This is a genomic window from Streptomyces coeruleorubidus, from assembly GCF_028885415.1.
Taxonomy (GTDB): domain Bacteria; phylum Actinomycetota; class Actinomycetes; order Streptomycetales; family Streptomycetaceae; genus Streptomyces; species Streptomyces coeruleorubidus_A.
The window spans coordinates 2624082-2635700 of record NZ_CP118527.1 but is presented as its reverse complement, the minus strand read 5'-3'; the positions used below and the strand labels follow the sequence as shown (position 1 = coordinate 2635700).

At 71.6% G+C, this 11619-nt stretch carries 11 protein-coding genes and 1 pseudogene; 9 read left to right on the top strand and 3 right to left on the bottom strand.

Annotated elements, in window-relative coordinates:
• Positions 1 to 1798, bottom strand: a pseudogene (locus PV963_RS12315) (AMP-dependent synthetase/ligase).
• Between the two features lie 297 nt (positions 1799 to 2095).
• Here PV963_RS12315 and PV963_RS12310 point away from each other — a divergent pair.
• The 6 genes from PV963_RS12310 to PV963_RS12285 all read left to right on the top strand — a co-directional run bounded on the left by PV963_RS12310 (position 2096) and on the right by PV963_RS12285 (position 7237).
• Positions 2096 to 2893: a metallophosphoesterase family protein gene (locus tag PV963_RS12310; protein ID WP_274815680.1), complete on the top strand. Its 798-nt coding sequence runs from the start codon at positions 2096 to 2098 to the stop codon at positions 2891 to 2893.
• Between the two features lie 111 nt (positions 2894 to 3004).
• Positions 3005 to 3445, top strand: coding sequence for an SRPBCC family protein (locus PV963_RS12305; RefSeq protein WP_274815679.1), 441 nt, complete (start codon positions 3005 to 3007; stop codon positions 3443 to 3445).
• Between the two features lie 123 nt (positions 3446 to 3568).
• Positions 3569 to 4762: an ArsA family ATPase gene (locus PV963_RS12300; RefSeq protein ID WP_274815678.1), complete on the top strand. Its 1194-nt coding sequence runs from the start codon at positions 3569 to 3571 to the stop codon at positions 4760 to 4762.
• A 26-nt stretch (positions 4763 to 4788) separates the two neighbouring features.
• A complete protein-coding gene (locus tag PV963_RS12295; RefSeq protein WP_274815677.1) occupies positions 4789 to 5295 on the top strand; it encodes a DUF5304 domain-containing protein in 507 nt (168 codons plus the stop codon).
• A 132-nt stretch (positions 5296 to 5427) separates the two neighbouring features.
• Positions 5428 to 6381, top strand: a complete 954-nt coding sequence (locus tag PV963_RS12290; RefSeq protein ID WP_274815676.1) for an ROK family glucokinase — start codon at positions 5428 to 5430, stop codon at positions 6379 to 6381.
• 109 nt (positions 6382 to 6490) lie between these two features.
• Positions 6491 to 7237: an endonuclease/exonuclease/phosphatase family protein gene (locus PV963_RS12285; protein WP_274815675.1), complete on the top strand. Its 747-nt coding sequence runs from the start codon at positions 6491 to 6493 to the stop codon at positions 7235 to 7237.
• Here the strand turns inward: PV963_RS12285 and PV963_RS12280 are convergent.
• Together PV963_RS12280 and PV963_RS12275 are read right to left on the bottom strand one after the other, a co-directional pair.
• Complete coding sequence (locus PV963_RS12280) at positions 7234 to 7851, bottom strand: hypothetical protein (RefSeq protein WP_274815674.1); 618 nt, start codon at positions 7849 to 7851, stop codon at positions 7234 to 7236. The two genes, PV963_RS12285 and PV963_RS12280, sit on opposite strands and share 4 nt — an antisense overlap.
• Positions 7844 to 8641, bottom strand: a complete 798-nt coding sequence (locus PV963_RS12275; RefSeq protein WP_274815673.1) for an alpha/beta hydrolase — start codon at positions 8639 to 8641, stop codon at positions 7844 to 7846. The genes PV963_RS12280 and PV963_RS12275 overlap by 8 nt, the downstream gene beginning before the upstream one ends.
• Positions 8642 to 8843: 202 nt before the next feature.
• On the opposite strand from PV963_RS12275, the gene PV963_RS12270 reads away from it, so the two are divergent.
• Genes PV963_RS12270 through PV963_RS12260 form a run of 3 tightly spaced genes read left to right on the top strand, consistent with a single transcriptional unit; the run spans position 8844 to position 11576 of the window.
• Positions 8844 to 9635 carry a lysophospholipid acyltransferase family protein gene (locus PV963_RS12270; RefSeq protein WP_274815672.1) on the top strand — a complete coding sequence of 264 codons (792 nt, stop codon included), beginning with the start codon at positions 8844 to 8846 and terminating at the stop codon, positions 9633 to 9635.
• 28 nt (positions 9636 to 9663) lie between these two features.
• The gene (gene macS / locus PV963_RS12265) at positions 9664 to 10890 is read left to right on the top strand and encodes a MacS family sensor histidine kinase (RefSeq protein ID WP_274815671.1); all 1227 of its coding nucleotides are present in this window, start codon (positions 9664 to 9666) and stop codon (positions 10888 to 10890) included.
• Positions 10887 to 11576 (top strand): response regulator, encoded by a 690-nt coding sequence (locus tag PV963_RS12260; RefSeq protein ID WP_274815670.1) that lies wholly within the window; start codon positions 10887 to 10889, stop codon positions 11574 to 11576. The genes macS and PV963_RS12260 overlap by 4 nt, the downstream gene beginning before the upstream one ends.
• Positions 11577 to 11619: the final 43 nt, after the last annotated feature.

The following is an 11619-nucleotide window of genomic DNA, read 5'->3' as shown; positions in this document are numbered from 1 at the left end:
TCACTTCGCGTAGATCGCCTCGACCTCGTGCGCGTAGTCCTTCGCCACCACGTTCCGCTTCAGCTTCAGCGAGGGGGTCAGGTGGCCCGACTCCTCCGTGAACTGGGAGGACAGAATGCGGAACTTCCGCACCGATTCCGCCTTCGACACCGCGGCGTTGCCGTCGTCGACCGCGGCCTGGATCGCGGCCAGCAGGTCCGGGTCCTCGCACAGCGACGCCGCGGTGGAACCCGCAGGCTTGCCGTGGTCCGCGCACCAACGGCCCAGGAACTCCTCGTCGATGGTGATCAGCGCGCCCACGAACGGCCGCCCGTCGCCCACCACCATGCACTCCGCGACCAGCGCGTGCGCCCGGATGCGGTCCTCGATCACGGCCGGGGCGACGTTCTTGCCGCCCGCGGTGACGATGATCTCCTTCTTACGGCCGGTGATCCGGAGGTAGCCGTCCTCGTCGAGGGTGCCGATGTCACCGGTGTGGAACCAGCCGTCGGCCAGCGCCTCCGCGGTCGCGCCGGGGTTGTTCCAGTACTCCTTGAACAGGTGCTCGCCGTGCAGCAGCACCTCGCCGTCGTCGGCGATGCGGACCACAGAGCCGGGCAGCGGCTGGCCGACCGTGCCGATCTTCTGCCGGTCCCAGGGGTTGAACGCGGTGGCCGCGCAGGACTCGGTCAGGCCGTAGCCCTCCAGGACCGTGAAGCCGATGCCGCGGAAGAAGTGCCCGAGGCGCTCGCCGAGCGGGGCGCCGCCGGAGATGGCGTACTCGCCCCGGCCGCCGAGGACCGCGCGGAGCTTGCTGTAGACGAGCTTGTCGAACGTCTTGTGCTTGATCCTCAGACCGAGGGAGGGACCCGAGGGGGTGTCCAGCGCCTTGCTGTAGGCGATCGCGGTGTCGGCGGCCTTGTCGAAGATCTTGCCCTTGCCGTCGGCCTGCGCCTTGGCGCGCGCCGAGTTGTAGACCTTCTCGAAGACGCGCGGCACCCCGAGGATCAGCGTCGGGCGGAACGCGGCCAGCTCGTCGGTGAGGTTCTTGATGTCCGGGACGCAGCCGAGCTTGATCGGCGCCATCATCGGCGCGATCTGCACGAGCCGCCCGAAGACGTGCGCGAGCGGCAGGAAGAGCAGCACCGAGCACTCGCCCGTGCGGAACAGCGGACGCAGCCGCTCCACGATGTTGCCGCACTCGGCGAAGAAGCTGCGGTGGGTGAGCACACAGCCCTTGGGGCGGCCGGTCGTGCCCGAGGTGTAGACGATGGTCGCCGGGTCGTCTGCCCTGGCGATCGAGCTGCGCTCCTCGACCGTCCGGTCCGTGACGTCCTGCCCGAGCCGGCCCAGCTCGTCGATGCCGCCGCCCTCGATCTGCCACACGTGCTTGAGCGCCGGCAGCCGGTCGCGCACCGACTCGACGGCGGCCGTGTGACCGTCCGACTCCACGATGCACGCGGTCGCGCCCGAGTCGCCGAGGATCCACTGCACCTGCTCCGGCGAACTGGTCTCGTACACCGGCACGGTCACCGCGCCCGCGCTCCAGATCGCGAAGTCCAGCAGCGTCCACTCGTAACGGGTGCGGGACATCAGGCCCACCCGGTCGCCCGGCTGGACCCCGGCGGCGATCAGCCCCTTCGCGGCCGTGCGCACCTCGGCGAGGAAGGCGGTGGCCGTGACGTCCTGCCAGTTGCCGCCGACCTTGCGGGGCGATGACGGCGACGTCCGGGTGCTGCGCGGCGTTTCTGCGGACGATGTCGGTCAGATTGCCGTCCGCAGGGACCTCGTACAAAGCCGGAAGGCTGAACTCGCGCAAGACTGCTGCTCCTCATAGGGCGCCGGCGCCACGACGTTGTGTGATGCGACGGTCCGGTCCAAGGCTCGGGCAGGTGCTCGGGCATTCACTTGTTGAAATGCAGAGCACGACTGGACTGCCCGGACGTTACCCGCCGGTATGGCCTCTACGACAGGGGGCCCGTCGAGATGTTCGCTGCGTCACACAGGTTGGGTATTCCTTCGCGCACAGTAGTCCACGCACTAACTGACTGGCCAGTAACCGCAGGTAGGGCCGCCACTGTTCACAACTGCAGCGCTCGACCTACCCTTGATCGCCATGGCACCCACACGAGCCGGAAACCGCAGGACGCGCGTGCACGTGGTCAGCGACGTGCACGGCAACGCCCGTGACCTGGCCAGGGCCGGCGAGGGCGCCGACGCCCTGATCTGCCTGGGCGACCTCGTCCTCTTCCTCGACTACGCCGACCACTCGCGCGGCATCTTCCCCGACCTGTTCGGCGTCGAGAACGCCGACCGCATCGTCGCGCTGCGCACCGCCCGCCGCTTTCAGGAGGCGCGGGAACTGGGGGCCCGGCTGTGGGCCGGCGTCGGCGCGGACCGGGCCTCGGTGATCGAGAAGGCGGTGCGCAAGCAGTACGCCGAGATGTTCGCCGCGTTCCCCACCCCGACGTACGCCACCTACGGCAATGTCGACATGCCGCCCCTGTGGCAGGAGTACGCCGGCCCCGGCACGACCGTCCTCGACGGCGAGCGCGTCGAGATCGGCGGCTGGGTCTTCGGCTTCGTCGGCGGCGGCCTGCGCACGCCGATGCGGACACCGTACGAGATCAGCGACGAGGACTACGCGGCCAAGATAGAGGCCGTCGGCGAGGTCGACGTGCTGTGCACGCACATCCCTCCCGAGGTTCCCGAACTGGTCTACGACACCGTCGCGCGCCGCTTCGAGCGCGGCAGCCTGGCCCTGCTGGACGCCATCCGCCGCACTCGCCCCCGCTACTCCCTCTTCGGACACGTGCACCAGCCGCTGGTGCGGCGGATGCGGATCGGGGCAACCGAGTGTGTGAACGTGGGGCACTTCGCGGGGACCGGGACGCCGTGGACGCTGGAATGGTGAGGACCTCCCAGGTCGGGTGAGATCGGCGGGGCCCGTGCGCGGTAGCCTTCACGCTGCACACGCTTGCGCACGACGACCTCATACCGGCCCGCATCTGGAGGAGCCACGGCGATGGCGGAACACACCAGCTCGAGCATCACCATCGAGGCGGCCCCGGCCGACGTCATGGCGGTCATCTCCGATTTCGCCCGCTACCCGGACTGGACCGGCGAGGTGAAGGAGGCCGAGGTGCTCAAGACCGACGAGCAGGGCCGCGCCGAGCAGGTCCGGCTCGTCATGGACGCGGGTGCGATCAAGGACGACCAGGTCCTCGCGTACACCTGGACCGGCGAGAACGAGGTGTCCTGGACCCTCGTGAAGTCCCAGATGCTCCGCTCCCTGGACGGGACGTACATCCTCAAGCCGGCCGGGTCGGGCGGCACGGAGGTCACGTACGCGCTGACCGTGGACGTCAAGATCCCGATGCTCGGCATGATCAAGCGCAAGGCCGAGAAGGTCATCATCGACAGGGCGCTGGCGGGCTTGAAGAAGCGCGTGGAATCGGGCAAGTAATCCGCTTGGCTGCGGGCAGTCGTGCCGCTTGGGGCGGCACCCGTCCCACAACGGCGGCACCCCGCTCCGCCGGGTTGCGGACCCACCCGGCCTGAGCGCCAACGCCGGGTACCGTTCACCCCCATGCGCACCATCCTGATCACCGGCCCCGGCGGCAGCGGTCGTACCACCCTCGCGGCCGCCACCGCCCTGGCCGCGGCGGCGGAGGGCACCCGCACCCTCGTCCTCGGCACCGACCGCACGGACACCCTCGGTGCCGCACTGGGGACTCGCACCGGACCTGAGCCGACGCAAGCCGCACCCCGTCTCACGGCCTGGCGTCCCGACCCCGCCCAGGACTTCCGGAAGGACCTCACCGCCCTCCAGGACCGCGCCTCCTCCGCCCTGGACCTCCTCGGCGCCTCCCGCCTCGACTTCGAGGAACTCACCCCCCTCCCCGGCGCCGAGGAACTCGCCCTCCTGCGCGCCCTGCGCGACGCCGCGCTGTCGGAGTCGTACGACCTGCTCGTCGTCGACCTGCCACCGGCCCCGCAGGCCCTCGCCCTGCTCGCCCTGCCCGAGGAGCTCCGCCGCTACCTGCGCCGCCTGCTCCCGCCCGAACGCCAGGCCGCCCGCGCCCTGCGCCCGGTACTGGGCCGGCTCGCCGGCGTCCCCATGCCCGCCGAGTGGCTGTACGAGACGGCCGCCCGCTGGGATCTGGAGCTGGCCGCCGTCGAGGCGGTCGTCGCCGACCGCGACACCGTCGTACGACTGGTCGCCGAGCCCGGCCCGGCCGGCGCCGACGCCCTGCGCGCCGCCGCCCTCGGCCTCGCCCTGCGCGGCCTGCGCACCGACGTCGTGGTCGCCAACCGCGTCCTGCCCGAGGCGTCCCCGGACACCTGGCTGGCCGGCCCGGTCGCCCAGCAGCGCAAGACACTGGACGAGTGGCGGGAGTCGTACGACGTCCGGACCGTCGCCCACCTCGGACGCGACCCGCTCGGCGCCGACGACCTGGCCGCCCTCGCCGTGCCCGGCGCCGACCTGGAGACTCCCGTTCCACCGGCCGAGTGGCCGGTGACCGACCGGCTCGGCGTGGACGGCGTGCTCGTCTGGCACATCCCGCTGCCCGGCGCCATACGCGACGAACTGGACCTCGTCCGGCGCGGCGACGAGCTTCTCGTCACGGCGGGGCGGTTCCGCCGTATCGTTCCGCTGCCCTCCGCGCTGCGCCGCTGCACCGTCGACGGGGCCGCCCTGCGCGAGGGCGAGCTGTGCATCCGCTTCGCACCCGACCCGAAGCTGTGGCCGCAGACGCGGTCAGAGGGGGTAACGTCGTAGGGACGAACCGTAGTCAGGAGTCCGTCATGAGCGAAGAGCTCCCCCCGTCCGACGCCGCCCGCGAAGAGGCCGTGGACGAGGTACGGGCCGCCGACGCCGACGCCGACGCCTGGGCGACCGCGTGCGCCGAGGACCTCGAGGCGGAGAAGGCCCGGCGCCGCGCCGAGTACGGCCCGCCCCAGGGCTCCGCGGCCGAGGAACTGAAGAAGCTCGTCGACGCCGTCGCGGACAAGCTCTCGGGGATCCAGTCCCCGCTGTTCGGCGCGGTCGCGGGGCCCGCCGCCGAGCAGGTCGTCCGCCAGGTCGTCCAGCAGGCCAAGGCCGCCGTGGAACCCGTCATCGAACGCAACCCGGACGTCTTCGACCACCTGGCCGCCGCCGGGAACGAACTGCTCGCCGCCTACCGCTCCGCCGTCGAGGCCCAGGAGCGGCGCTGGAGCGGCCGCGACGACCGGATCGACCCCCGCGACCTGGACGAACGCCATGACCGGGGCGACGACGCCGGCCCCGGGGAGCGCATCGACCTGGACTGAGCCCCCGCCCTCTCACGAGCCGCGACCGGCGTGCCACCGCCGGTCCTGCCCAGCGTGCGGACGACAGCGAACCCGACGGCGTGCCTCGGGTACCGTTGGCCGTAGCGGGGCTCGACCGAAACTGAGGGATTCATGGGACTCACCATCGGCGTCGACATCGGCGGCACGAAGATCGCGGCCGGCGTGGTCGATGAGGAAGGCAACATCCTCTCGACCCACAAGGTGCCGACCCCGGGCACGCCTGAGGGCATCGTGGACGCCATCGCCTCGGCGGTGGAAGGCGCCCGCGTCGGGCACGACATCGTCGGCGTGGGCATCGGCGCGGCCGGCTATGTGAACCGGCAGCGCTCCGAGGTGTACTTCGCGCCCAACATCCACTGGCGCAACGAGCCGCTCAAGCAGAAGGTCGAGGCCCGCGTGGGCCTCCCGGTGGTCGTCGAGAACGACGCGAACGCCGCGGCGTGGGGCGAGTACAAGTTCGGCGCAGGCAAGGGCCACCGCAACGTCATCTGCATCACGCTCGGCACCGGCCTCGGCGGCGGCATCATCATCGGCAACAAGCTGCGCCGCGGGCACTTCGGCGTGGCCGCCGAGTTCGGCCACATCCGCATGGTCCCGGACGGCCTGCTGTGCGGCTGCGGCTCGCAGGGCTGCTGGGAGCAGTACGCGTCGGGGCGGGCGCTGGTGAGGTACGCCAAGCAGCGCGCCAACGCCACCCCCGAGAACGCCGAGATCCTCCTCGGCCTCGGCAACGGCACGCCCGACGGCATCGAGGGCAAGCACATCTCCATGGCCGCCCGCCAGGGCGACCGCGTGGCCGTCGACTCCTACCGCGAACTGGCCCGCTGGGTCGGCGCGGGCCTCGCCGACCTGGCCTCCCTCTTCGACCCCTCCGCCTTCATCGTCGGCGGCGGCCTCTCCGACGAGGGCGAACTGGTCCTGGGCCCGATCCGCAAGTCCTACAAGCGCTGGCTGGTGGGCGGCAACTGGCGCCCGGTGGCCGAGGTCAGGGCAGCGGAACTGGGCAACAAGGCCGGCCTGGTGGGCGCGGCGGACCTGGCCCGGGAGCCCGACCCGATCATGTGACGCCCTGCTTTTGGCCTTTAAGGGGCGCGGGGAACTGCGCGATCAGCCACATACGACCGGCACTCGCGCACAACCCCGCGCCCCGAGCTATTGGGCGTAAATTGATCACATGCCCCTGCTCCCCAACTCCCGTACCGAACCCGACGGTTCCGCGGTCATCAGGGTCCTCAGCTACAACATCCGCTCGATGCGCGACGACACCGACGCCCTGGCCCGCGTCATCAGGGCCTGCCGACCCGACCTGGTCCTGATCCAAGAAGCCCCCCGCTTCTTCCGCTGGCGCAAGAAACTCGCCCGTCTGGCCCGCGAATCCGACCTGGTCGTCGTCACCGGGGGCGCCACCACCACAGGCCCGGCGATCCTCAGCTCGCTCCGGGCGAGCGTCGAACGCACGGAGGACGTCCTCCTGCCCCGCACCCCCGGCCTGCACCGCCGCGGCTTCGCCACGGCGGTCGTCCGCTTCGCCGGCACCCGCCTCGGCGTCCTGAGTTGTCACCTGTCGCTGCAGAAGGACGAGCGCTACGACCAGGCCGGCATGCTCCTGGACAGGCTCGCCGGGCTGGGCGTGGAGCACGCGATCGCCGGCGGCGACCTGAACGAACGCCCCGACGGCCCCGCCTTCGGCCGACTGGCCGACACCCTCACCGACTGCCGGGCCGCGTCACCCTGGGGTGGCGAGCACACCTGGACCCCCGCCGACCCCTACCAGCGCATCGACGCGATCTTCGCGACCAAGGGCATCGAGGTGCTGGGCTGCGGGGTGCCGTCCGAGCACCCCGGGGTGACCGACACAGACCTGAGGGCGGCCACGGACCACCTCCCGGTCCTGGCCGCCCTCAGAGTGCCGGCTTCCTAGACGACCGCACCCCGCCCCGGGTCGTCGTCCTCCTCGTCATCCGTCCGCATCCGCATCACCAGCGTCGCGAACCCGCCGACGAACCCGCCGATCCCCAGCGTGGCCAGCCACCACGTCATTTCCCAGCCGAGCAGCACGGCGAGCAGGAACAGCACCGGCCCGCCCAGCACGCCGAGCCACGCGAACTTCGCGGTGGGGTCGGCGGACGGCAGCGGGGGCGGCTCCGGCGGCACGAAGTGGCCCTCGTCGTCCTCGTCGAAGTCGTCCTCGGTGGGCTCCGGCGCGGAGTAGTCGCGCGGACCGACGCCGGGCGCGAAGGAGACCGAGCCGCCCAGAGGCTTGGCCGGCTTGTCCGCGGACCCGGACGCCTTGGCCTCCGGACCCTCGGGCTCAGCGGGCTTGGCGGCGTCCCCGGCCGTGTCCACCCGGTCGTCGTTGGTCGGAGACTCCAGCAGCGCCAGGTCCTCGACCGACTTGAACGGCTTGGCGCCCGGGGGGTCCGGCGGCTCCTCGCCGTACCCGGCGACGATCGCCGCCCAGGCGGCCTCCTCGTCGAACGGGACGCCCTTCTCGTCCGGCTCGCGGCCCTCGCGGTCGGAGTCGTGCTCAGCCACCTGCGGTCGTCCCTTCCTTGCCGAGACCGGGCTCCTTGCCGAGGCCGGACGCGAACCGGCCGATGAACGCGGTGCTCTCCTCGAAGATCCGGTCCGCGTCATGGTCCAACGTGGCGACGTGGTAGCTCTGTTCCAGGAGGACCTCTTTCACGTCGGTCGACGAGATGCGGCTGAGGATACGGGCCGAGTCGACGGGCGGCACCACATGGTCCTGCGGGCTGCGCAGCAGCAGCACCGGCTGGGTGACCTGCGGCAGCTCGCGGTCGACGACCTGGAAGAACTGGCGCAGGGAGTGCGCGGCGTGCAGCGGAACCCGGTCGTAGCCCAGCTCCCTGCTGTCCGGCTTGGCGATGTCGCTGGCGATGCCCTTCGTCGCGGGGACGAGGTGGCGGATCACCGGGAGGGCGTGCGCGGCCAGGCCGTGCACCTTGTTCGCCGGGTTGACGACCATCACACCGCTGACGGCGTCGCCGTGCTTCGCGGCCAGCCGCAGGGCCAGGGCGCCGCCCATGGACAGGCCGGCCACGAACACCTGCTCGCGGCGCTCGCACAGCAGGCGCAGCTCGCGGTCCACCTCCGCGTACCAGTCCTGCCAGCCGGTGATCCGCAGGTCCTCCCAGCGCGTGCCGTGCCCGGGCAGCAGCGGCAGCGAGACGGTCAGGCCGCGTGCGGCGAGATGCTCCGCCCAGGGGCGCAGCGACTGCGGTGAACCGGTGAAGCCGTGGCAGAGGAGCACGGCGATCTCCCCGCCCTCGTGGCGAAACGGCTCGGCTCCGGCAAGGACCGGCACCTTCGGCCTCCTGGTCGTGAGAAGGGACTGACACGATCACGGATGGTCACGGAACGTCATGGCAGGGATCGCACGGCGTTCGCGGGACCTTCACCGTACGCGACGGCACTGACACCGACCAGGGCCGTCGGCGCCTTTGACAGCGCGCCGGGTTAAGGTCTGATCGACACATACAGGAGGCACTCGGTTGTTGTACGGCGCGATGAAGGTCGCTGTTGGGGGACCGCTGAAGGTCGCCTTCAGGCCCTGGGTGGAAGGCCTGGAGAACGTTCCCGCCGAGGGCCCGGCGATCCTGGCGAGCAACCACCTCTCCTTCTCGGACTCGTTCTTCCTGCCCGCGGTCCTGGACCGCAAGGTCACGTTCATCGCGAAGGCCGAGTACTTCACCACGCCCGGGGTGAAGGGCCGGCTGACCGCCGCCTTCTTCAAGGGAGTCGGCCAGCTGCCGGTGGACCGCTCCGGTGCGCGCGGCGCGGGTGAGGCCGCCATCAAGAGCGGCATCGAGGTGCTGGAGCGCGGCGAGCTGTTCGGCATCTACCCGGAGGGGACGCGCTCGCCCGACGGGCGGCTCTACCGCGGCAAGCCGGGCGGCCTCGCGCGCGTGGCGCTCGCGACCGGCGCGCCCGTCATCCCCGTCGCCATGATCGACACGGAGAAGATCCAGCCGCCCGGGAAGGTCATGCCGAAGCTGATGCGCCCCGGCATCCGGATCGGCAAGCCCCTGGACTTCAGCCGCTACCAGGGCATGGAGCACGACCGGTTCGTACTGCGCGCGGTGACCGACGAGGTCATGTACGAGATCATGAAGCTCTCCGGCCAGGAGTACGTCGACATGTACGCGACGGCCATGAAGCGGCAGCTCGCGGAGGCGGCCAAGGCCGAGAAGGAAGCCGAGAAGGCGGCGAAGGCCGCGCTCGCACGGGCGGAGAAGGAACAGGCGGAAAAGGAAAAGTCGGAGAAGGAAAAGTCGGAGCAGCGACGGACCGAGCCCTAGTCGGGGGCTTGAGCCAGGGGTGGGGGAGATGGCCAGGCGCGAGCAGGTCATGAGGATGTCGGTCGAGCAGCCGCTGTGGCGTGCGCTGACCGCGTACCGGGTGCTCACGATGTTGTACGCGATCGGCCTGTTCGCCACCGCCTACGAGGAGTTCGTCCGGCCCTGGGTCGCCGTCGCCTACTACGTCGTGCTGGCCGCGTGGACCCTGGCCACACTGCCCCGGGTCGCGAACGCGGCCCGCTGCACCAAAGGGTTTCTCGTCGCCGACCTCACCGTCGCCCTCACCGGCATCCTGCTCACGCCCGTCGCCGACACGCACGAGCGGGTCCAGGCGGGCGGCCCGACGCTGCCGTCGATATGGACCGCCGGTGCCGTCCTCGCCTTCGCCGTCAAGGGCGGCTGGCGCTGGGCGGCCCTCGCCTCCAGCCTCGTGGCCGCCGCCAACCTGATCGAGCGCGGCAGCCCGGCCCGCGACACCGTCCACAACGTCATCCTCGTCTGCATCGCCTCCATCGCCATCGGCTACGTCGTCGAGGTCGCCCGCGCCTCCGAGCGCACCCTCGCCCGCGCCCTGGAGATCGAGGCCGCGACACGGGAGCGGGAGCGCTTGGCCCGCGACATCCACGACAGCGTGCTCCAGGTGCTGGCGATGGTGCAGCGGCGTGGCGCGGTGATCGGCGGCGAGGCGGCCGAGCTGGGCCGGATGGCCGGTGAGCAGGAGGTCGCGCTGCGCACCCTGGTCTCCGGCGGACTGGTGCCCGTCTCCCGGGTCTCGGAGGACGCCGCCGAGGGAGCCGTCGTCCGGACCGTCGAGGAGCAGCCGCAGGAGAGCGGCCCCGTCGACCTGCGCGCCCTGCTCGCGCCGTACGCCGGGGCCAAGGTCAGCCTCGCCGAGCCCGGCGCGCCCGTGCCGCTGGCGCCGGTCGCCGCCCGGGAGGTGGCCGCCGCCGTCGGGGCGGCGCTGGACAACGTCCGCAAGCACGCCGGGGAGCAGGCGCGCGCGTGGATCCTCGTCGAGGACGAGCCGGACGAGGTGATCGTCACCGTGCGGGACGACGGACCCGGCATCCCGGAGGGGCGGCTCGCCCAGGCCGAGGGCGAGGGGCGGCTCGGCGTCGCCCTGTCGATCCGCGGCCGGCTCCGCGACCTCGGCGGCAGCGCGGAGCTGATCTCGGTGCCGGGCCAGGGCACGGAGGTCGAGTTGAAGGTACCGAAGGACGTGACGAACGTACGGGGGAAGGCGGAGCGGCGATGACGGAGACCACGGAGGACCGGCAGGTCCCGATCAAGGTCATGGTGGTCGACGACCACCCCATGTGGCGCGACGCGGTCGCCCGGGACCTGGCCGAGTCGGGCTTCGAGGTGGTCGCCACCGCGGGCGACGGCGACCAGGCCGTGCGCCGCGCCAAGGCCGCCGCACCCGAGGTCCTCGTGCTCGACCTGAACCTGCCCGGCAAGCCCGGCGTCCAGGTCTGCAAGGAGGTCGTCGCCGCCGACCCGGCGCTGCGCGTCCTGGTGCTGTCCGCGAGCGGTGAGCACGCCGACGTCCTGGAGGCGGTGAAGTCCGGCGCGACCGGATACCTGCTGAAGTCGGCCTCCACCGAGGAACTCCAGGACGCTGTCCGCCGCACGGCCGTCGGCGACCCGGTCTTCACCCCGGGCCTCGCCGGGCTGGTCCTCGGCGAGTACCGCCGCCTGGCCTCCGAACCCGCCCCCGCCCAGGACACCGACGAACCGAAGGCACCCCGGCTCACCGACCGCGAGACCGAGGTGCTGCGCCTCGTCGCCAAGGGCCTGAGCTACAAGCAGATCGCCGAACGCCTGGTCATCTCCCACCGCACGGTGCAGAACCACGTCCAGAACACCCTCGGCAAGCTCCAGTTGCACAACCGCGTGGAACTGGTCAGGTATGCGATAGAGCGCGGCCTCGACGACGAGTGAGACGCGCGCCACACTGACCCTTCGTCAGGCACCTGCTGCGAAG